We start from the raw sequence: 20662 nt of genomic DNA on the forward strand, positions 1-20662 counted from the left end.
GGGCAGGAGATGACATTGAAGGCCAAGGCAGTATATCGCGCGGTAGCGCTGGCTTTTGCGGGCATGGTGGGCATGAGCGTGGTGGGCCCGCTGAGTCCCATTTCGCTGGCGGTGGCCGCCAAACGCCAGGCGCCGCAAGGCATTCCGGCCAATCCGGACGATGCGTTTGTTGAGCTGCGCAATGCGGCGCGCCGCAACGATGTTGCGCGCAGTTGGGAGTTGGCCGACAGCCTCTCCGATTACCCCATCCAGTCTTATGTGCAGTATTTCCGCATCAAGCCGCAGCTGTTTGATGCCAGCGGCTATGCGCGCACGGATGCACCGGAAGACGATATCCGCGCGTTCCTGCAACGCTACAAGGGCGAAGCGATTGCCGACCGTTTGCGCAACGACTGGCTGCTCGTGCTCGGCAAGAAGCGCGACTGGGCCACCTTCGATGCGGAGTACCCCAACTTCGTGCTGAAGGACGACACGCAAGTCGAGTGCTACGCCCTGCTCTCGCGCGCGATGAAGGGGCAGAACGTGGTTGCCGATGCACGCGCCACGCTGCTCGATCCGAAGGGCTATGGCGAAGGCTGTATCGACCTGATCGGTTACCTCGCGCAATCGCAGCAGTTCACCCGGGCGGACGTGGCTTTTGCCGCGCGGCTGTCGCTGGAGCAGAACCTCGTTACGCAGGCATCGCGCATTGCGGCCGTGCTGCCCGAGGGCGACCGTGTAGACAACGACACGCCGGCCAACGTGACGCGCATGGCGCGCAATGACCCATCGCAGGCGACGGCGTATCTGCTGGCGCAAAGCGGCGGCTTGTCGCGCGAAGAGCAAGGTGCGGGCTGGGGCGTGATCGGCCAGTACGCGGCCAAGAAGCAGACGCCCGATGCGCTGGATGCCTACCGCCGCCAGATGACGCTCGGCGGCGATGCCTATCTCTCGGACGATTCGCAGGAATGGCGCGTGCGCACCGCCCTGCGCGCGGGTGACTGGAAGATGGTGCGCCAGGCCATCGAGGCCATGCGCCCGACACTGCGCAGCCGCGATCCGGCCTGGACATACTGGTACGGCCGCGCGCTCAAGGCCGACAACCGTAACGACGAGGCCAAGCAGCAGTTCCAGTCGATCGCCGGGCAGTTCAACTTCTACGGCCAACTGGCGCTGGAGGATCTGGGCCAGCGCATCACCGTGCCGGCCAAGACCACGGTGACGGATGCCGAGATCGACCCGATGGGACGCAACCACCCAGGCTTCGCGCGCGCCAAGAAGCTGTACGACCTGAACCTGCGTTTTGAGGGCAACCGCGAGTGGAACTGGGAGCTGCGCAACATGAGCGACCGCGAGCTGATTGCGGCGGCAGAATACGGCCGCAAGCTCGGCTTGCTCGACCGCGCTGTCAATTCGGCCGACAAGACCAAGACCGAGCATGACTTCTCACTTCGCTTCCCGACACCGTTCCTTAATGTGGTCCAGCGCAATGCCGATGCCGTGGGCCTGGACATTGCCTGGGCGTACGGTCTGATCCGTCAGGAGTCGCGCTTCATCATGGACGCGCGTTCATCGGTGGGGGCGTCGGGCCTGATGCAGGTGATGCCGGAAACCGCCAAGCGCGTGGCCAAGAAGATCGGCCTACCGGGTTTCCGCCCCTCGCAGATGAGCGACATCGATACCAACGTACTGCTCGGCACGAGCTACCTGTCGATGATCCTGACCGATCTCGATAGCTCCATGACCTTGGCTACCGCCGGCTACAACGCCGGCCCGGGCCGGCCGAAGCGCTGGCGCTCGACGCTCACGCGCCCTGTGGAAGGCGCGATCTTCGCCGAGACGATTCCGTTCAACGAGACGCGCACGTATGTGAAAAACGTGCTGTCGAACGCGACGTACTACAGCGCGCTGCTCAGCGGTCGTCCGCAATCGCTGAAGGATCGCCTGGGCAAGGTCGGGCCGGAGCCGGTGACGCCGGACGATCTGCCGTAAGAGACGAGCGTCATCGCCTCGTCCCACAATACGCCCGCTGCAACGCGGGCGTTTCTCATGGGCGCATGCGCCTGTCGAATCACAACAGTGCGGACTTCGATACACCGGCAGCATGGCGTGTCGACGCCCCTTGGGGGCGATCACGTTCGGGATATATTGTGAGTGTTGCCCCCCACCCGTCCTGGAGATGCCTCCATGCAGCCCTCCAATCTGCTTGTTTTTGGCGGTACCGGTTTTATCGGTTCGCAGCTGCTGTCGCGGCTGGTGACGGAGACCTTCTCCGCACCCGGCCTTCCGGAGGGCCGGGTGATCGTGCCCACACGCGATCCTGAATCGTCCCGCGCGCACAATCTCACGCTGCTGCCACGCGTGGATGTGATGGACGCCGACATTTACGCTGACGATGCCCTCGACGCGCTGTTCCTGGCGCTCACCGAGCGCGGCGGCGAGCACTGCGCCGTCATCAACCTCGTCGGCGTGTTGCAGGATGCGCGCGAGATGCCGTACGGCCCGAACTTCCAGCGTGTGCATGTCGATCTGCCGCGCCGTATCGTTGCCGCCTGCCGGCGCCACGGCGTGAACCGGCTGCTGCACATGAGCGCTCTGGGCGCTGATCCCGCCGGCCCGTCGATGTACCTGCGCAGCAAGGGCGACGGCGAACGCGTCGTCATGAACAGCGAACTGGACTGGACCGTGTTTCGCCCGTCGGTCGTGTTCGGCCCGCAGGATCATTTCCTGAATCTGTTTGCAAGCATGCAGCGCATGGCGCCGTTCGTGCCACTGGCGTGTGCCGATGCGCGCTTCCAGCCCGTCTATGTGGACGACGTGGCCGCCGCATTCATCAACGCACTCAAGAAGCCGGCCACGATCCGGCACGCCTATCCGCTGGTCGGGCCGCGCATCTACACCCTGGCGGAGCTGATGCGCTTTGCTGGGCGTGCCAGCGGCCATCCGCGCTGGATCGTGCCGCTGCCCGAAGGTCTGGGCCGCATGCAGGCAGCGTTGCTGGAGCGTTTGCCGGGTGCGCCCATTTCGCGGGACAACCTCGACTCCATGCGCGTGGACAACGTCAGCATGGAGCCGGTCGCACCGGAACTGGGTATCCGCCCGCTTGGCATGGAGGCGGTGATGCTGCCCGCGCTGGCTGGCCTAGGGCCGGACCGCGGATTGCGTGCTGCACGGACGCGGGTCCATCGCTAGCGGCTACGGAAACCCGGAGCGTTCACGCCGTTTGTGAATCAGCTTCACAACGGTGGCCAATCCGTTTCATTTTGTGGCGGTGCAGCGCGAGGCTAGAATGATTCGCTCGCCTTCGCGCTGCCGCCCGCCGCTTCCGATACAACAAGACTAGAGCGCCCCGGCATTCCTGCGCGATGCAGGCGGGCTCCCACAACACAATTGCTGTGCACTCTCCAAGGACGGGAATCATGAAACTGGTCATCGGCAACAAGAACTATTCGTCGTGGTCGCTACGCCCGTGGCTGCTGGCCAAGCAGGCCGGCATTCCGTTCGAAGAGATTCGCGTGCGCTTGCTGAGCGAGACCTTTGCGGCCGACGTGGCGCGCCATTCCCCGGCCGGCCGCGTGCCTGTGCTGGTGGACGGTGACATGAACGTGTGGGATTCGCTCGCCATCTGCGAGACGCTGGCCGAGCGCTTTCCGCGCGCGCAACTGTGGCCGGCAGACCCGAAGAGCCGCGCACACGCCCGCTCGATCTGCGCTGAAATGCACTCCGGTTTCGGCAACCTGCGCAACAACATGCCCATGAACGTGACAGCCGTGCTGCCCGGCATGGGCTGGAACGTGGCTGTGCAGCGTGACATCGACCGCATTGCCGGCATGTGGACCGAGTTGCGCCAGAAGTACGCGTCGGCGGGCCCGTTCCTGTTTGGCCACTTCACGGTGGCCGATGCGTTCTACGCGCCGGTGGTCAGCCGCTTCGCCACCTATGGCGTGCGTCTGCCCGAAGTTGCCAAGGCCTACGCCGATCACATCCTCAACCTGCCCGCCATGCAGGAGTGGATTGACGGTGCACGCGCCGAGCACGACTTCCTCGCCGACGATGAGCCCTATCGCACCGCGCCGGACGAAGACACGCTTGTTGTTACCGACCATGCCGCCAATCAATGACGGAACGCGCAGCGAAGGCTGAGGCCATTGTCGATCCGGCCACGCACGGGCTGGAAGTGTATGCCGTGGGTGGCGCCATTCGTGATGCGCTGCTCGGGCTGCCGGTGCAGGACCGGGATTACGTCGTGGTCGGTGCCACGCCGGAAGGCATGGAAGCGCGCGGCTTTCGTGCCGTTGGCAAAGACTTCCCGGTCTTTCTGCACCCGGTCACGCGTGCCGAATATGCACTCGCGCGTACCGAACGCAAGACGGCTGCCGGCTACAAGGGTTTCTCGGTCTATTACGCGCCCGACGTCACGCTCGAAGACGACCTCATCCGCCGCGACCTGACCATCAACGCGATGGCGCAGCGCGTGGCGGAAGACGGCGCGCTGGTCGGACCCGTCATCGATCCATATGGCGGACAGGCCGATGTCGCATCGCGCACGTTCCGGCATGTGTCCGACGCGTTCATGGAAGACCCGGTGCGCATCCTGCGCCTGGCGCGCTTTGCCGCGCGCTTTGCAGACTTTCATGTCGCGCCCGAAACCAACACGCTGATGCAGCGCATGGTGCAGGCCGGTGAGGTCGATGCGCTGGTGGCCGAGCGTATGTGGCAGGAAATCGCCCGCGGGCTGATGGAGGCGCACCCGCAGCGCATGTTTGCCGTGCTGCGCGACTGCGGCGCACTGGTGCGCCTGCTGCCCGAACTCGACCGCCTGTGGGGCGTACCGCAGCGGGCCGATTATCACCCCGAAGTCGACACCGGCGTGCACACGATGATGGTGATCGAAACGGCTGCCGCAATGGGAGCATCGTTGCCCGTGCGCTTTGCCGCGCTGGTGCACGACCTTGGCAAGGGCACCACGCCCGAAGAGGTTCTGCCGCGCCACATCGGCCATGAACAACGCAGCGTGCCGATGATCGAAGCGATCTGTCTGCGCCTGCGCGTGCCGACCGACTGCCGCGAACTGGCGCTCGTGGTCGCGCGCGAGCACGGCAATATCCACCGCTGCGATGGCTTTGACGCCGCTGCACTGGTGCGCTTGCTCGAACGCTGCGATGCGCTGCGCAAGCCCGATCGTTTCCGTCAGGCGCTGCAGGCGTGCGAGGCTGATGCGCGTGGGCGCCTCGGGTTTGAAGACCGCGCTTATCCGCAAACGGAGCGCCTGCTGCGCGCGCTGGCGGCCGCCTCGTCGATCGATGCGGGCGCGGTCGCCAAACGCTATGCCGAGAACCCGGCACACATCAAACAAGCCGTGCATCAGGCCCGCATCGAGGCTGTCGCGCACGCCGGCATCTAAGCCGGCCTGGACTCGGACTGGCTTACTCGAACGGCGTATCGCTCGGGTTGGCGTACAGCGCCTTCAACTGATCGTTCATCGGGAAGTTGAAGTTCAGGTTCTTGGGCGGCACCGGCTTTTCGAACCACTTGGCGTAGAGCGTCTTGATCTCGCCGCTCTTCATCACGCCGATCATCGTGTCGTCAACCAGCTTCTTGAACTGCGGATCGTCACGGCGCAGCATGAAGCCGTAGGCCTCGAACGACTGCGGCGTGCCGGTCACGACCCAGTCGTCGGGCTTCTGCGCCAGGGTGCGCGCGCCAGCCAGCAGCACGTCGTCCATCATGAACGCCGCGACGCGGCCGCTTTGCAGCGTGAGGAACGATTCACCGTAGTCCTTGCCGCTGACGACGTTCATGTTCATCTTCTTCTCGTCGTTCATCTTGCGCAGGATGCGTTCCGACGTGGTGCCAGCGTTGGTGATGACCGACTTGCCAGCGAGATCGGGGAAATCTTTCACGCCCGATTTCACGCCGGTCAGCAGGCGCGTGCCCGCAATGAAGAAGGTGGTGGAGAACGCCGTCTGCTGCTCGCGTGACTTCAGGTGCGTGGTCACGCCGCACTCCAGGTCCACCGAGCCGTTCTGTACCAGCGACGTCCGGTTTTGCGATGTCACCGGAATCTGCTGAATCTGCAGGTTGGGTTTGCCGGTCTTCTGCTTGACCGCGTCGATCACGCGCGAGCACAGGTCGGCCGAGAAACCGATGATCTGATTCTTGCTGTCGCGGTACGAGAACGGGATCGACGATTCGCGCACGCCGATGAGGATCGTGTTGCTGTCCTGGATTTTCTTGAGCGTGCCGTCGAGGGCCTGCGCGTGCGCGCTGATCGCGAGCAGGCCGGTCAGCGCCAGCGGGATGGATCGGATACAGCGGGTGGTCAAACGCATACTTCCTCCTATGGTTGTGGTGCGCGGCCTGTTGTGTTGCGGCCGTCTGTGCTTTGGCTTCGTGGTGATGAGTGTGGAGCGCTGAGTGGTCAACCTAGCGGTGGAACCAGCTACGCAAATCTGCGGCGCTGGCCAGTGGCCGATGCAGCGCGTCGAGATGCCGCCGCAGGTTGGTGACGAGCGCTGCGTTGTCGGGCGCGGTGCTGCCGTCGGGCAGGGCCATGTTGTTCTCGAACCCCAGGCGCGCATGGCCACCGAGTAGCGCGGCGCTGAGCGCGCATTCGGCTTCACGCGGGCCGAACGCGCACATCGCCCAGGGCACGCTGGCCGTCAGCTCGCCGCCATCGGACCACGCTTGCAGGAAGGGCAGCAGGTCGGACGGATCGGAGCGCTGGCCGGCGCTGTAGCGGCCGAGCACAAACAGAACCCAGTGCGGCGTGTCAGGCAACACACCGCGTGCGCGCAGGTCGCGGTAGCGCACCACGTCGTCGGCGGAATAGAGGATGTATTGGATGGCCGTGCGCGCCGCAGCAAGCTCGCCGAAGAAGCGCGCGGCTTGCGCCTCGTGCGCCGCATCGGGTGCCAGCTCGCGCAACGCGGCGGAGATCGCCTCCGGCTGCAGCGCGCGCACCGATGCCATCTGTTGTTCGGGCGTGTAGATGCCGACGGCCTCGGTGGTGATCTGAATCACCAGCGCATCGCCCACGGCTTGCTGCACGGCGGTGATGGCCGGGCGGTAATCGTCCGGCTCCAGGCTGTGCGTGCCATCGGGGCGGCGTACATGCAGGTGCAGCATCGCCGCACCCGCGTCAACGCATTGGCGCGCGCAGGCGGCCAGTTCATTGGGCGTGATTGGCAGCGCGGGGTGGTCAGCGTGCGTCTTGCGCGCGCCATTGGGCGCAACAGCGATGGCAATGGGTTGCGTTACCACGCGGCCTCCAGTGCGTCGGCCGTGGCGGCGTCAACAGCATCGCCCAGGCGCTCGACGATGGCATCAATGTCTTGTGCGGTGGCGATGAACGGCGGCGCGAGCAGGATGTGGTCGCCGCGCTGGCCATCGATCGTGCCGCCCATCGGATAGACCATCAGGCCGCGCAGCATGGCTTCGGTCTTCACACGTGCGTGCGTCTTGCGTGCGGGGGGCAGCGGCGCCTTGGTCGCGCGATCGGCGACCAGTTCCACGCCGACGAACAGCCCGCGTCCGCGCACATCGCCCACGTACGCATGGTCGGTAAAGCGCGCACGCAGCGCGGTACGCAGTTGTTCGCCACGCGCCTGTACGTTGGCGAGCAGGTTTTCTTCGGCAATCACCTTCTGCACTTCCAGTGCCGCCGCGCATGCCGTGGCGTGACCGATATAGGTGTGGCCATGCTGGAAGAAGCCGCTGCCGCGCGTGATGGCGTCGTAGATGCGATGGCTCACCAGCGTCGCGCCGATCGGCTGATATCCGCCGCCCAACCCCTTGGCGATGGCGATCAGGTCGGGCACCACGCCGTCTTCCTCGCAGGCGAACAGGTGGCCGGTGCGGCCCATGCCGGACATCACCTCATCGAGCAGCAACAGCACGCCGTGGCGATCGCACACCGCGCGGATCTTGCGGAAGTAGTCGCCCACCGGCGGCACCGCACCCGCTGTGGCGCCCACCACCGTCTCGGCCACGAAGGCGGCGACGTTGTCTGCGCCAAGCTCGACGATCTTCGCGTCCAGCTCGTCGGCCAGGCGCTGCACGTATTGCGCGTCGCTCTCGCCATCCAGGCGCTCGCGATACGCATAGCACGGCGATACATGATGCGCGGGCACCAGCAGCGGCAGGAAGGGCTCACGGCGCCACGCGTTGCCGCCAATCGCCAGGGCGCCCAGGGTGTTGCCGTGATAGCTCTGACGACGCGCGATGAAGTAGTGGCGCTGCGGCTGGCCGATTTCGACGAAGTATTGGCGCGCGAGCTTCAGCGCCGCTTCGATCGCTTCCGAACCGCCGCTGACGAAGTACACATGATCCAGATCGCCCGGCGCAGCAGCGGTCAGGCGTGCAGCCAGTTCTTCCGCCACATCGGTCGTGAAGAACGACGTGTGCGCATAGGCTAGTGCACGCACCTGCTTGCAGATGGCGTCTACCACGCGCGGGTGGCCGTGGCCCAGGCACGAGACGGCGGCACCGCCGCAGGCATCGAGGTAGCGCTTGCCGTCGGCGTCAATGAGGGTCATGCCGGCACCGCTGACAGCGGTGGGCAGTGTCTTGCGCGGGTCGCGGTGGAAGACGGATGTCGTGGGTGGCGTCATGGTTGGTCGGGAGGATCAGCGTTGTGTAGGTGGCACGGCGACGGCCGCTTCACTGCGGCGGGTGCTGCGCACGTAGGCGGCTTGTTGCTTGAGTTGGGCATCGCTGTCGGCCAAGTGGGCCAGCGCCGCCGGGCCGGCGTGGCGGAACCACGTCATCAGGAGCGCGTCGAGCAGCGCCAGTGGTGCGGCCAGCGAATGGAAGAATGATGGGATCGTCACCGGCGCAACGAGTTGCTGCCACGCCAGTTCAGCGCCGGGGGCGATGGCGCTGTCGGTCACATAGACGAGGCGTGCGCCACGTGCATGCGCGTACTGCATCGCCTCGATAACCTCGCGCGTGTACGGATCGAACGTGACGGCGACCACGATGTCGCCTTCACCACAAAAGCGCAGCGGGTCGGCCAGCGTGTTGCCGCTGCCAGCGCACAGCACGACCTTGTCGTCGAACAATTGCGCGGCATAGCCGAACGCGTGCGTGAGCGCCAGGCAACTGCGCGCGCCGAGCAGATAAATACGGTGCGCCTTGCACAGCGCTGCGGCCACCGTGTCCAATGCCGCCAGGTTGGCGGGCGAAAACGCCGACTGCACATGCGCGCCAATGGCAATGCCGATGCGTTCGGCGTCGGACGTCCCCGCAGCCTCGTCGCCCTGTAGCGCGCTGGCGCGGCCGGCAAAGCCATCAGCCTGCTGGCGCAGGTGATTCACGCAGATGTCGCGCAGTGCGGCAAAGTCGTCAAAGCCGAGCGCGCGTGCCAGGCGCGAGAACGTAGCCGGGGGCAGGTCGCAGCGGCGCGCCAGATCGCGCATGGAGAGCAAAGCGATGTCGCTCTGGTGCGTTTCAAGCAACATGGCGGCGCGCTGCAATTGCGGAGACAGATCGCCGGCGCGGTCGCGCAGCGTCTGCATAAGCCCATCGAACGTCATGAGGTGATTGCGATGATTCAATTGTTTCGTAAACTACTTAACTGAAACAGTTGAGTCAATAGCGAATTCACCCGGCGCTGTGCGCAAGCAAAACGGCCCCATCCAAGAGGAATGCGGCCGTGGCGGGCAAACAAAAACGGAGGCCGAAGCCTCCGTTGATCAGATGTAGATGTGGCGTATGTATATCAGGTTGCTGGCGCGTCCAGCTGTTCCATGCGGAACTGGAAGAACCCGGCAGCGATCAGGCCGAGCAGGCTCAACGCCATGCACGTGCAGGCCAGAATCATGACTGCGCCCAGCGATGAAATCCCGCTCATGAGCGGCGTATGCATCAGTGCCGACAGATTGCCGCCAACCCACATGGCCGCGATGAGGGCCATCAAACACGTCAGCGCCGCGGCGTTGCGCAACCACGTCAACCGCGTCTTGCGGCCGATGCCGTCGAAAGCGTGGAAATGAAAGTGGTGGTGACCGGTGCCAACGAGTGCCATGGAGAATCTCCTTGTGCTTGCCGCCTGATAGCGTTGAGTCACTATACCGAGACCTGCGACAGTTTGGCGCAGTTTGCGCCGCTAGGTATACCCTGAGCTGCGCTGCGTCAAGAGGCTTGGATGCATTTTTTGTGACTGCGACACTGCGCCGCAGATTGGCGACTGGCGCGGCAAACAAGGAGATGGCGGGCGCGTGCGAAGTGCGGCGCAGAAATGAAAAAAGACCTCGCGAGGAGGTCTTTTTTGTTGCCCTGCAAAATCGATTGATCTTGAAGGGCGAAGAATTTTGGTGGCCTGGGGCGGAATCGAACCACCGACACGCGGATTTTCAATCCGCTGCTCTACCAACTGAGCTACCGGGCCAAGCAAAGAAAGGCAAGTATGACAGGGTTTGCGCACTGCCGTCAAGCGTCTGTGCGCACTTTTGATGATCAGGCGGCCGGCTCGCCCTTGTTGCGCGAGAGTTCGACGCCCAATTGCTTGAGCTTGCGATACAGGTGGGTACGCTCCAGGCCGGTCTTTTCGGCCACGCGGGTCATGCTGCCCCCCTCGCGCTGCAGGTGGTATTCGAAGTAGGCGCGCTCGAACAGATCGCGTGCTTCGCGCAGCGGCATGTCGAACGAGAACTGCATGCCGCCGCCTTCGGCTGCCCGGGTTGGTACGCCGTTGATGTCAGCGCCACCGAGCGCGGCTGGTGCACCTGCTGCTGCGGCGTTAGGCGCGGCGCCTGCGAGACCTGCCGCTGGTGCGGCAGCCGGTGCCACCGAGCGCGGCTTTTCCTTGCTGCGCGACAGGCCCTGTTCCACCGCTGTCAGCAGCTTTTGCAGTGCGATGGGCTTCTCAAGGAAATTCAGCGCGCCGATTTTGGTTGCCTCGACGGCGGTGTCGATGGTGGCGTGGCCCGACATCATGATGACGGGCATGGTCAACAGACCCTGTGACGCCCACTCCTTGAGCAGCGTCACACCGTCGGTATCCGGCATCCAGATATCGAGCAGGACGAGGTCGGGCATTGCGTTCGCGCGATATTCGCGCGCGCGTTGCGCGTTCTCGGCGACTTCAACAACGTGCCCTTCGTCTCCGAGGATTTCGGAGAGCAACTCCCGGATACCCATTTCGTCGTCGACAACGAGGATGGTGGCCATGCTTTTCCTCTATGTGCGGCGGGATTGCCGTCCGCGCTACGCGAGTTTTACGAACAGTATGGAAACCTGGGCGCCGACGGTGTCGGTACCCGATGTGCCCGATGTTGTGTCGGATTGGCGGTTGCGCAATTCGATACGCGCCCCGTGCTCATCCATGATTTTCTTCACCATGGCCAAGCCCAATCCTGTGCCTTTGGCTTTGGTCGTGACGTACGGCTCGAAAGCGCGGTTGAGGATGCGGGAGGGAAATCCGCCGCCGTTATCCGCGATCGCAAGCCGCACGGCTTGCCGCCGCGCGCCCGAGGCGTCGTCGTATTCTACCGTGTCAGTTTGCAACATGACATGTGGAGCGGCTCGCCCGGCCGCTTCATTCTCGGCCACAGCATCCTGTGCGTTCTGCAGCAGGTTGTGGATGACCTGGCGCAACTGTGTCGGGTCACCCTTGATGAGCGGCAGATTGGCGCCCAGCTTGGCCTCGATGACAGGATGATCGCGACGGTCGGGGTGATCGATGCCGTACAGGTGCAGCACCTCGGCGGCGAGCGCGTTGAGGTCCAGCTCCTGCAGCATGGCCGGCGGCGTGCGGGCGTAATCGCGGAAGTCATCGACCATGCGCTTCATCGCAGCCACCTGGTTGACGATGGTGGTGGCGCCGCGCCGCAGCACATCGGCGTCCGTATCCGACAGCTTGGGCGAGAGCTTCATCTCCAGCCGTTCGGCGGAGAGCTGGATGGGCGTGAGCGGATTTTTGATCTCGTGCGCGAGGCGCCGCGCGACCTCGCCCCACGCCACCGAGCGCTGCGCCGAGATGACGTCCGAAATATCGTCGAACACCACGACGTAGCCGCGCTCGGTGCCGTGCGCGCCGACCGACGGGCCGGGCAGGCGCGTGCCGCGCACCAGCAGCGTGAGGGGTTCGTCTTCGTCTTCGAGCGGAATCTCGACCTGTTTCTGCCAGTGGGCTACCGCGCCGCCGGCAGCAGTGCTCGCATCCTGCTCGGCAAAGGCCTGTTCGACGACGGGGGCGAACGCCGCCACCGGTGTAATGCTGGACAGCCCCTGGCCGACCCACGCGCCGAAGGGCTGTTTGAAGATGCGCTCGGCACCGGGATTAGCGGTCAGCAGCACGAAGCGATGGTCGAACACGAACACGCCTGCGGTCAGGTTTGTCAGCACGCTCTCAAGATAGGCTTTCGATTGCTCGAGTGCCGCGCGGTTCTGCTCCACGGCGCGGCGCGCATCGGCCAACTGGCGCGTCATCTGGTTGAACTGCTGGGTGAGCACACCCAGTTCGTCACGCGTATGCAGTTCCCGCTTGGGCGAGAGATCACCCTCAGCCACTTCGCGCGTGCCTTGGAGCAGCATCAGCAGCGGCCGTGCCAGCTGCGCGCCCAGCAGCAGCGCGAGCATCACGGCAATGAACACCGCCAGGAACAGCGTGAGCGTGAGCGTGCCGATGTACATCTTGCGCAAGCCGGTGCGGCCGAGCGCTTTCTCCTGGTATTCCTGATAGGCGCGCTGGACAGCGTCGGCATTGCGGGCGAGCGCCTGCGGCACCGGTTGCACGAGCTGCAGGAAGCGTTCGTCGCGGCCGCTGTCGCCGATCAGGCCGAAGCCGCGCGAGGTGCTGCTGCCATCTTCCGGCCGACGATCGGCGAGCAGGCCGGTGCCGGCCCATTTGCGCGCCGGCGTGTTCAGCCCCAGGCCTGGCTCTTCGCGGGATGAGGTGCCCAGCGCCACCACCACGTGCAGTTGGTACAGATCGCTGCGGCGGCCGTTGTTGCGCGCAGCAGGCGCCGATGCGGCCGGCGTGGAGGCGCCATCGGTTTCGGTATCGCCGCCGCCTTCCAGGCTGGCATAGCCGCCCGGTGCGCGCGCCTGCTCGAGCACGGCCTGATCGGGCAGGGCGGGCACGAGCGTGTCGTAGGTGTTCGACGCGGTGGCGATCACGCGGCCGCTGGCGGTGAAGATGGTGGCCTCTTGCACGCCGAATTGCTCGCGCAAGCGGTTGAGCGTGATGGCTGTGGCCGAGGCGGATCCATCGCCTACCTGCTCGGCGATCAATCTGCCCTTGTTCTGCAGATCGGCCAGCGCGGTGTCCATGGTGGAGCGCCCCAGGTTCAGGCCGGCCTCCAGCGCAGATTCGACCTTTACGTCGAACCACGACTCGATGCTGCGCGATACAAACTGCAGCGACACCAGATAGATCAGCACCCCCGGCAGCACGCCCACCACGCCAAAGAACACCGCCAGCTTGGTCATCAGCCGTGTGCCGAACTTGCCGCGCCGCGCACGCAGCGCCAGCGCCAGCATCAGCCCGCCGATGATCACTACCAGCAGCACCCCGATGACGAGATTGACCTTGTAGAGCAGCGTGAAATACCGGTCGAAGAACTCGGTGTTGGCTGATGCCGCGGCCAGCAGCCCCACCAGCACGATCGCCAGAAAGACAATGGTGCCAGCCACCACCTGATAGAGCAGCCGTTTGTAGCTGCGATCGAAGATCATTTGGCGGGCGCCAGCAGCGAGCCTGCGCTGGAGGGGCCAGCGCTCATGCCCCAGCCCGGATTGGGCGACAGGCCCAATGAGCCGGATGCCGGTGGCGAAGATGCCGGCGTGCTGGCCGGCGGCGCAGCAGGGGCGGGCGCCGGAGCCGGCGGCGGCTCGTTCGGCACCTGCAGGCTGAAGTGTTTCCACTCGGAACTGAGATTCCAGTCGCGCGTGTTGACGGCGTTGATCTGGAACGGCTTGGGCAACTGCGTGACGTCCAGGCGCATGCGCACTTCGGCCTGCACGGTTTCGCCGGTCTTGACGGCGCGCTGCTCGAACACGCGCCAGCCACGTACGTGCTGCATGAAGTCGACGGCATCTTTCAGCCGCGAGAACGGGACTTGAAGGCCCCCGGTCGACACGCGGTACTGGCGCGTGAGCGGGTGGTACGACAGCCGCACCACGCGCGTGGCGCTGATGGCGTGGTCGTCAAACCAATACCAGCGTGGGCGGATCAACTCGAACTCGACGAGGAAGTAGAGCGCGATGCCCTTGTTGACCGCATCTTCGAGGTTGCTGGGCAGATCGAAATCAAAATCGGCGGAGAGGTTCCAGCCGCCGTCGGCATACTCGAGCTGAGCGCGGTTGATTTCGATGGACTGAGCGGGCGCCATGACCGGCCACCACAGGAACAGCATGCCCAATACGACCAGCCGTTGCAGAATCTGCCGGAACCGCGATTGCAGCAGCCGGATCGATGGGCGAAGGATGACAGTCACAACGGTCGGTGCATCAGGGCCGTTTCTGGAAAACCGCGTAAAAGAAGCCGTCGTGATCGAGCGGCAAGAGCGAGGTGCCGGGGATGAAGCCGCTGGCCGGCGCCGCGTCGGGCGCAACGGGCGACAACTCGGGCAGCAGCTGGCCGGGCGCTTGCAATCGTATCGCATCTTCCAGATGGCGTTCAAACCATCGGGCCTGGTCTTCACCTTCCGTCGGGAAAATCGAACAGGTGACATAAACCAACTTGCCTCCGGGCTTCAGGCATGCCCAGAGGGCGCGCACGATGTCCCGCTGCAGCGCAGCCAGCGCTTTGAGGTCGTCCTGGCGGCGCAGCCAGCGGATGTCCGGATGGCGCCGCACGATACCGGCGGCCGAGCATGGCACATCGGCCAGGATGCGATCAAACGGGCGGCCGTCCCACCAGGCGTCGGGTTTGGCTGCGTCGCCCACGCAGATGGTGGCGGTCTGGTTCAGGCGCGCAAGGTTCTCGTTGATACGCACCGCGCGCACGGCATCCGATTCAAGCGCCGTCACATTCAGGCCGTCAGCCAACTCCAGCAGATGGCCGGTCTTGCCGCCGGGCGCGGCGCAGGCATCGAGCACGCGCTGGCCGGGCGCCACATCGAGCAGCGTTGCAGCCAGTTGCGCACCGGCGTCCTGCACGGAGACATCGCCCTCGGCAAAACCCGGTAGCTCGGAAACGGGGACGGCGCGTGCAAGGCGCACGGCCTGTTCGCCGATGCGCTTGGCGTCGATGCCGGCTTCAGCCAGGCGTGTGAGGTACGCATCGACGGCAATGCGGCGTGGGTTCACGCGCAGCACCATCGGCGGGCGGCGGTTGCCAGCGGCCAGGATGGCCTGCCATGTGTCGGGATATGCACTGCGGACGGCGTCGATCCACCAGGCCGGATAGTTGGTGGTGGCCACCGCATCGGACTGCATGCTTGCGAGGAGTTCGCCCTGCTCGCGCAGGAAGCACCGCAGCACACCGTTGACCATGCCCTTGCTGTGCGAAAGCTTCGGGTCGGCCGAGGCGGCACTTACGGTCTGGTCGACCACGGTGAAGGATGCGTACGGCAGCGGGTCGTCCAGCAATTGTGCGAGTGCGACGCGCAGCAGGTTGGCGGCGCCTTCGGCGGGCGGGCGCGGAATCAGCGTGCGGATCAGCCAGTCGGTGCTGCCCAACCAGCGCGTGGCGCGGTAGGCGAGATCCTGCACGGCGCCGCGCACGGGGGCCGGTTGCCCCTGGCAGACGGCATCAATGGCCTGAGGCAATGCCGTGCCCTGCCGCAGCTTGCCCAGCGCAACGGCAGCAAGCGACAAGGCGTGGGCGAGGGAATCGGGCGGCAGGCGCATCGGAGCAGCAGGGAATCAGGCAGAGGAAAAGCAACGAGCCCGCGGTGGGCGGGCTCGTGCGGACTGCGAAAGTATAAAGGAAGCGCCCAATTGACCCAATCGGCCCAATCGACGGCCGCCGCTTTTACGACGGATACTGGCCGGTCTGCGCCATCTGCATTAGGCGCGCGATGCGCTCTTCCGTGGCCGGGTGCGTGCTGAACAGGTTGGCCAGACCGCCGCCGTGCAGCGGGTTCATGATCATCATCTGTGCGGTGGCCGGGTGGGCCTCGGCCGCGGCAAACGGGATGCCCGCGGCGTGGCGATGGATCTTGTCCAGCGCGGACGCCAATGCCTGCGGGTCGCCGCTGATCGTGGCGCCACCTCGGTCGGCCTCAAACTCACGCGCGCGGGAAATCGCCATCTGAATCATCGCTGCAGCCAGTGGTGCAAGGATCGCTACCGCGATCCCGGCGATCGGGTTGGCCGGACGGCCTTCGCTGTCGCGCCCGCCGAAGAACACTGCAAAGTTGGCCAGCGCCGAGATCGCACCGGCCATGGTGGCCGAGATCGTGGAGATCAGGATGTCGCGGTGCTGCACGTGCGCCAACTCGTGCGCCATCACGCCACGCAATTCGCGCTCCGAGAGGATGTTGAGGATGCCGGTGGTGGCCGCAACTGCAGCGTGTTCCGGGTTGCGGCCGGTGGCGAAGGCGTTGGGCTGGTCTTCCTGGATCAGGTAGACGCGTGGCATCGGCAGGCCGGCGCGGCCGGCAAGCTCCTGCACCATCCGGTAGAACTGCGGCGCGCTGCTCTCGTTGACTTCCTGCGCGTTGTACATGCGCAGGACCATCTTGTCGGAGAACCAGTATGAGAAGACATTCATGCCCAGCGCGAACAGCAGCGCCAGCATCATCCCGCTGCGTCCGCCGATCATGCCGCCGATGACAATGAACAGCGCGGTAATCGCTGCCATCAGCATGAAGGTCTTGATCCAGTTGAACATGGGGGCGTGGCTCCTGTGGGTCTAGGGTTTTGCGAGTCTCTTAGATCGCGATAATCGGCGGAAATTCAAGGATTTGGGCGGTACTTGCGCGATATTTCGCCGCAGATAACGCTTGACCCATCAACGGGTGGCGAACGCCAGCCGCGCACCCAGCCCAATGAACGCCGTGCCGACCACACGATCGAGCCAGCGCTTGATGCCCGGTTTGCCCGCCACGCTGCGCGTGACGCTGGCGGCGACCCACGCCACCAGGCTGTTCCACACCGTCGACATGAGGATGAACACCGCGCCCAGCATCAGGAACGCCACCGCCTTGTGACTGGCGTGCGGATCGACGAACTGCGGGAAGAACGACAGGAAGAACAGCACCACCTTCGGGTTCAGCACGTTGGTGAGAAAACCCTGCATAAACAGCGATTTGAGCGGGCGCGGTCGTTTGGCGGCGGCGGTCTGCCCGGCGGTTTCGGCGTCATCGGCAGCATCGTCGCGCTCGGGTGGCGCCAGCAGCATGCGGCCGCCCAGATAGACCAGGTAGGCCGCGCCCACCACCTTGATGACCGTGAACGCCACGGTGGATGCCGCCAGCAGGGCCGTCAGCCCGAAGGCCACCGCCAGCACGTGTACGCAGCAACCGGCCGACACGCCCAGCGCAGACAGCAACCCAGCCGCGCGCCCCTGCGAGACGCTGCGCCCAACGATGTACGCCGTATCCGGCCCTGGCGTCACATTCAGCAGGAACACGGCCAGCATGAAGAGCGGCAGATTGACGATGCCCAGCGCGGTCATGGTGAAACCCTCTTCTATATAGATGTTGGATGTCGAGATCGCTTTAGTCAGCCGCGCGAGGCGAAGCGCTGGCCGGGCTGGACGGCCAGGCCCTGCAGGAATTCGCGCGCAGGCAGGCGTTTGCCGCCTGGCTTCTGTAACTGGGTCACACGCAGCGCGCCAGCACCGCAGGCGATGGTGACGCCATCGGCGTTGGCGGCGAGCACCGTGCCGGGTTCGGCGCCCGCCGGGCGGTCGGCCAGCGCTTGCGCTTGCCAGAACTTGATCGCCACGCCATCGAGCGTAGCGCATGCCCCCGGAAATGGATTGAACGCATGCACCTGGCGCAGCAGGGCGGCGGACTGGCGCGACCAGTCGAGTACCGCCTCGTCCTTGGCGATCTTCTCGGCGTAGGTGATGCCTTCGGCCGGCTGCGGCGTGGCGGGCAGCTTGCTGTCTTGCGCCGCCAGCTTGGTGAGCGCTTCCACCACCATGCGCCCGCCAAGCGCGGCCAGCGTGTCGTGCAGCGTGCCAGTCGTGTCGGTCAGGCCGATGGGCACGCGCTCCATGGCAACCATGTCGCCGGTATCGAGGCCTGCATCCATCTGCATGAGCGTGATGCCCGATTCGGCGTCACCCGCTTCAATGGCTCGGTGGATGGGGGCAGCGCCACGCCAGCGCGGCAGCAGCGAGGCGTGGATATTGATGCAGCCAAAGCGCGGCAGGTCGAGCACTTCCTGTGGCAGGATCAGGCCGTAGGCGGCTACGACCATCACGTCGGGGCGCTGGGCGGCCAGCGTATCAATGGCTTCGGCGGCTTCTTGCGGATACTTGCCCGTGCGGCGCAGCGACGGCGGCTGAATGATCGGTCCGAACCCGTGTGTCATTGCGTACTGCTTGACGGGGCTCGCCTGCAATTGCATGCCACGCCCGGCCGGGCGATCCGGCTGGCTCAGTACGGCAACGACGGGAAAGCCGGCTTGATGAATCGCCGCCAGGGCGATCTGCGCAAATTCAGGCGTGCCGGCAAACGCTACGCGAAGGGTGGACGTCATGGATGGGAAACCAAAACAAGGGAAGACGCGCTACACGACAGCGTAGCGCATCGGGCTTAACGGCGGCTGCGATGCGGGGTGTCGGTCAGCGGCATGATCGGCTCGGGCGATGGCAGCGCCTCGGACACGCCATTGCCGCGCCGCTGGAACAGCGAGAAGGTTTCGTTGGTATCGCCGGGGCGGCTGCCACGCCACACCATTTCCCAGTTGTTGCCGTGCGGACGGCGTCGGGCGTGTTCCGGCCGTTTTTCGAGCACCAGCATCAGATCGCAGGTGCGCGCGGTCGGGTTGGGGCGGTGGTCGTCGCCCGCGCCGCTGTGGCCCAGCAGCCATTTGACGGGGCGTACGCCGGTTTCGTAGTGCATCAGCGCGCGCTCGCTTTCGCCCATGCCGCGCGTGGCCACGCAGATCTGCGCCGATTCGAGCACCGGCTTGATCGCCTGGAACAACGGGCGGTAGCTGCGGGCGTCATCCACCCATGGCATCAGCAGGGTGCCGAGCAGGCCCCACACCATGCCCAGGCCTGCCGTCCACGCCACCACGCCCGAACGCGCCGGCCGCAGCCATACGCAGATCGCCCAGAGCACGGTGATGCTCCCTGCCGCCAATACGGCGACCGGGTGAATCAGCATGTCATACGGCAACGGCAACACGCGGCCCAGCATCTTGGCAAGCCAGCCCGGCAGCAACTGCCCGGCACTGGTAACGAGCGCGCCCCATACGGCCCAGACCACCAGCCCCAGCACGCCAAACAGCGCCACCGCCGCGCCCCATGCGCGCGCGCGCCATGCGGGCGGAATCAGCAGCAGCATTGGCGCACCCAGTACCGCCAGCGCGGGCTGCAGCGGCATGAGATACACATCGCGCAGCACGGCCGAACGCAGCACTACGGCAATCGTCACCAGCACGAACAACGCAACGACAAGGTGCCCCTGATACGGCAGCAGCCACGCCGTGCGCGCGCCGCGTCCGCGTTGCCGCACGAGTTTGTAGAGCGACACGCCCAGCACCGCCACCGCCGGCCACACGGCAGGCGTGCCGGTCAGGAAGATTGACCGGATGGTTGTTGCCAGCGATCCCTTCTCGCCGCCCAGGTGCGAGAAGCCGAAGAAGCGGCCCAGGTTGTTGACCCAGAGCCATTCGATGAACAAATCCGGCGATTCGTGCCAGAAGATGGCCGGCCAGACCACCAGCCATGGCAGCGCCACCAGCAGCGAGAGGCTATAGAAGCGCCACGCCTGGCGGTTGCGGAAATCCGGCAGCAGCGCAATTGCCGCCAGCAGGGTGAGCGCGAACAGCCCCGGCACCAGTACGCCCTTGCCCAGGAATGCCACACCGATGCCCGTGCCGAACCACAGCGCGGGGCGCAGCACGTCAACGCCTGCGGTGCCGCCGGCTTCGCTCTCTTTGGCGAAGCGCGCGAGGCCATACAGCGCCATCGCCGTGCCGGCCAACTGGGGGACGTCGGCAATGAACTTGTGGACGTGCTCCACCAGCCCGATGCAGCCGGCAAACAGCAGCAGTGCGCCTAGCGCATAGTCGCGCAGCGTGGCACCGCCAGCGTCGAGACTGGCGGCGCGGCGTGCCGCGAGCGTCAGCCCGGGCCGTCCGCGCGCGAGGTCGGCGCCGACGCGCATGCGCCAGTCGCGCGCTTCGCCGCGCAGCAGGCGCGCCGTACGCCAGACCGCCCAGCACGTCAGCGCCATCCAGAACAGCACGGCCACGCGCACCGCTTCGTGCGGCGGCATGTCGGGTAGCGCCAGCGCGGCCAGCGCCCCGGTCCAGTACATCAGCGGGGGTTTTTCAACGAACGGCTCGAAGGCGACATTGGGGACGATCCAGTCGCCGCGCTCGATGATGTTGATAACGATGCCGAACGAATACGGCTCGTCGGCCTTCCACGGTGCGCGCCAGAACGTGCCGGCGACGAAATACGCGCACAGCATCAGCATGACAACAGCCCGCCAGCGCCGCACCAGCAGCGCCAACAGACGGCGCGGGCCGGCGTTCGTGCCTGCGTCAGCGGGAGTGATCGACATCAGCGGGATGGGGTGCGCGTCGGCGTCGGCAGGCATGAAAA

The 20662-nt window shown here is 65.5% G+C and carries 17 protein-coding genes and 1 tRNA gene; 4 read left to right on the forward strand and 14 right to left on the reverse strand.

The features are described 5' to 3' along the window. Positions 1 to 9: 9 nt before the first annotated feature. The 4 genes from PSUB009319_RS12695 (at position 10) to PSUB009319_RS12710 (ending at position 5383) form a co-directional block, all read left to right on the forward strand. Entirely contained in the window at positions 10 to 1971 is a 1962-nt protein-coding gene (locus tag PSUB009319_RS12695) for a lytic transglycosylase domain-containing protein (RefSeq protein ID WP_124382583.1), read from the forward strand. Positions 1972 to 2166: 195 nt separating this feature from the next. Continuing rightward, positions 2167 to 3171, forward strand: coding sequence for a complex I NDUFA9 subunit family protein (locus PSUB009319_RS12700; RefSeq protein ID WP_124382584.1), 1005 nt, complete (start codon positions 2167 to 2169; stop codon positions 3169 to 3171). A 227-nt stretch (positions 3172 to 3398) separates the two neighbouring features. Then, positions 3399 to 4100, forward strand: coding sequence for a glutathione S-transferase family protein (locus PSUB009319_RS12705; RefSeq protein ID WP_124382585.1), 702 nt, complete (start codon positions 3399 to 3401; stop codon positions 4098 to 4100). Further along, on the forward strand, positions 4097 to 5383 hold the full coding sequence (locus PSUB009319_RS12710) for a multifunctional CCA addition/repair protein (RefSeq protein ID WP_124382586.1): 1287 nt from the start codon (positions 4097 to 4099) through the stop codon (positions 5381 to 5383). The genes PSUB009319_RS12705 and PSUB009319_RS12710 overlap by 4 nt, the downstream gene beginning before the upstream one ends. Before the next feature lie 22 nt (positions 5384 to 5405). Here the strand turns inward: PSUB009319_RS12710 and PSUB009319_RS12715 are convergent, their stop codons facing one another. The 14 genes from PSUB009319_RS12715 to PSUB009319_RS12780 all read right to left on the reverse strand — a co-directional run bounded on the left by PSUB009319_RS12715 (position 5406) and on the right by PSUB009319_RS12780 (position 20657). Continuing rightward, a complete protein-coding gene (locus tag PSUB009319_RS12715) occupies positions 5406 to 6311 on the reverse strand; it encodes a transporter substrate-binding domain-containing protein (RefSeq protein WP_124382587.1) in 906 nt (301 codons plus the stop codon). Positions 6312 to 6405: 94 nt separating this feature from the next. Beyond that, positions 6406 to 7242 (reverse strand): 3-keto-5-aminohexanoate cleavage protein, encoded by an 837-nt coding sequence (locus PSUB009319_RS12720; RefSeq protein ID WP_124382588.1) that lies wholly within the window; start codon positions 7240 to 7242, stop codon positions 6406 to 6408. Then, positions 7236 to 8591: an aspartate aminotransferase family protein gene (locus tag PSUB009319_RS12725; RefSeq protein WP_124382589.1), complete on the reverse strand. Its 1356-nt coding sequence runs from the start codon at positions 8589 to 8591 to the stop codon at positions 7236 to 7238. Before PSUB009319_RS12725 ends, PSUB009319_RS12720 begins: the two co-directional genes overlap by 7 nt. A 15-nt stretch (positions 8592 to 8606) precedes the next feature. Then, a complete protein-coding gene (locus PSUB009319_RS12730; protein WP_124382590.1) occupies positions 8607 to 9515 on the reverse strand; it encodes a MurR/RpiR family transcriptional regulator in 909 nt (302 codons plus the stop codon). Between the two features lie 185 nt (positions 9516 to 9700). Further along, the gene (locus tag PSUB009319_RS12735; protein WP_124382591.1) at positions 9701 to 10006 is read right to left on the reverse strand and encodes a hypothetical protein; all 306 of its coding nucleotides are present in this window, start codon (positions 10004 to 10006) and stop codon (positions 9701 to 9703) included. 287 nt (positions 10007 to 10293) lie between these two features. Further along, positions 10294 to 10369 (reverse strand) — tRNA-Phe (locus tag PSUB009319_RS12740). 68 nt (positions 10370 to 10437) lie between these two features. Beyond that, positions 10438 to 11151 carry a response regulator gene (locus PSUB009319_RS12745; RefSeq protein ID WP_124382592.1) on the reverse strand — a complete coding sequence of 238 codons (714 nt, stop codon included), beginning with the start codon at positions 11149 to 11151 and terminating at the stop codon, positions 10438 to 10440. A 36-nt stretch (positions 11152 to 11187) separates the two neighbouring features. Then, positions 11188 to 13659 (reverse strand): PAS domain-containing sensor histidine kinase, encoded by a 2472-nt coding sequence (locus tag PSUB009319_RS12750; RefSeq protein ID WP_124382593.1) that lies wholly within the window; start codon positions 13657 to 13659, stop codon positions 11188 to 11190. Next, entirely contained in the window at positions 13656 to 14420 is a 765-nt protein-coding gene (locus PSUB009319_RS12755) for a DUF4390 domain-containing protein (RefSeq protein ID WP_124382594.1), read from the reverse strand. The genes PSUB009319_RS12750 and PSUB009319_RS12755 overlap by 4 nt, the downstream gene beginning before the upstream one ends. A gap of 13 nt (positions 14421 to 14433) precedes the next feature. Continuing rightward, on the reverse strand, positions 14434 to 15777 hold the full coding sequence (gene rsmB / locus PSUB009319_RS12760; RefSeq protein WP_124382595.1) for a 16S rRNA (cytosine(967)-C(5))-methyltransferase RsmB: 1344 nt from the start codon (positions 15775 to 15777) through the stop codon (positions 14434 to 14436). Positions 15778 to 15901: 124 nt separating this feature from the next. Beyond that, positions 15902 to 16762 (reverse strand): zinc metalloprotease HtpX, encoded by an 861-nt coding sequence (htpX, locus tag PSUB009319_RS12765; protein ID WP_124382596.1) that lies wholly within the window; start codon positions 16760 to 16762, stop codon positions 15902 to 15904. A gap of 120 nt (positions 16763 to 16882) precedes the next feature. Continuing rightward, positions 16883 to 17548, reverse strand: coding sequence for a LysE family translocator (locus PSUB009319_RS12770; RefSeq protein ID WP_124382597.1), 666 nt, complete (start codon positions 17546 to 17548; stop codon positions 16883 to 16885). 47 nt (positions 17549 to 17595) lie between these two features. Beyond that, positions 17596 to 18582 (reverse strand): methionyl-tRNA formyltransferase, encoded by a 987-nt coding sequence (fmt, locus tag PSUB009319_RS12775; RefSeq protein ID WP_124382598.1) that lies wholly within the window; start codon positions 18580 to 18582, stop codon positions 17596 to 17598. A gap of 56 nt (positions 18583 to 18638) precedes the next feature. Next, on the reverse strand, positions 18639 to 20657 hold the full coding sequence (locus tag PSUB009319_RS12780) for a glycosyltransferase family 39 protein (RefSeq protein ID WP_124382599.1): 2019 nt from the start codon (positions 20655 to 20657) through the stop codon (positions 18639 to 18641). Between the last annotated feature and the right edge of the window lie 5 nt (positions 20658 to 20662).

This window comes from Ralstonia sp. SET104 (assembly GCF_003851545.1).
GTDB lineage: Bacteria > Pseudomonadota > Gammaproteobacteria > Burkholderiales > Burkholderiaceae > Ralstonia.

Coding starts and splice junctions, on each gene's coding strand:
- PSUB009319_RS12780 (WP_124382599.1), bottom strand. CDS start 20,657: ATGCCTGCCGACGCCGACGCGCACCCCATCCCGCTGATGTCGATCACT.
- PSUB009319_RS12705 (WP_124382585.1), top strand. CDS start 3,399: ATGAAACTGGTCATCGGCAACAAGAACTATTCGTCGTGGTCGCTACGC.
- rsmB (WP_124382595.1), bottom strand. CDS start 15,777: ATGCGCCTGCCGCCCGATTCCCTCGCCCACGCCTTGTCGCTTGCTGCC.
- PSUB009319_RS12710 (WP_124382586.1), top strand. CDS start 4,097: ATGACGGAACGCGCAGCGAAGGCTGAGGCCATTGTCGATCCGGCCACG.
- htpX (WP_124382596.1), bottom strand. CDS start 16,762: ATGTTCAACTGGATCAAGACCTTCATGCTGATGGCAGCGATTACCGCG.
- PSUB009319_RS12700 (WP_124382584.1), top strand. CDS start 2,167: ATGCAGCCCTCCAATCTGCTTGTTTTTGGCGGTACCGGTTTTATCGGT.
- PSUB009319_RS12695 (WP_124382583.1), top strand. CDS start 10: ATGACATTGAAGGCCAAGGCAGTATATCGCGCGGTAGCGCTGGCTTTT.
- PSUB009319_RS12730 (WP_124382590.1), bottom strand. CDS start 9,515: ATGACGTTCGATGGGCTTATGCAGACGCTGCGCGACCGCGCCGGCGAT.
- PSUB009319_RS12725 (WP_124382589.1), bottom strand. CDS start 8,591: ATGACGCCACCCACGACATCCGTCTTCCACCGCGACCCGCGCAAGACA.
- PSUB009319_RS12770 (WP_124382597.1), bottom strand. CDS start 17,548: ATGACCGCGCTGGGCATCGTCAATCTGCCGCTCTTCATGCTGGCCGTG.
- PSUB009319_RS12750 (WP_124382593.1), bottom strand. CDS start 13,659: ATGATCTTCGATCGCAGCTACAAACGGCTGCTCTATCAGGTGGTGGCT.
- fmt (WP_124382598.1), bottom strand. CDS start 18,582: ATGACGTCCACCCTTCGCGTAGCGTTTGCCGGCACGCCTGAATTTGCG.
- PSUB009319_RS12735 (WP_124382591.1), bottom strand. CDS start 10,006: ATGGCACTCGTTGGCACCGGTCACCACCACTTTCATTTCCACGCTTTC.
- PSUB009319_RS12745 (WP_124382592.1), bottom strand. CDS start 11,151: ATGGCCACCATCCTCGTTGTCGACGACGAAATGGGTATCCGGGAGTTG.
- PSUB009319_RS12715 (WP_124382587.1), bottom strand. CDS start 6,311: ATGCGTTTGACCACCCGCTGTATCCGATCCATCCCGCTGGCGCTGACC.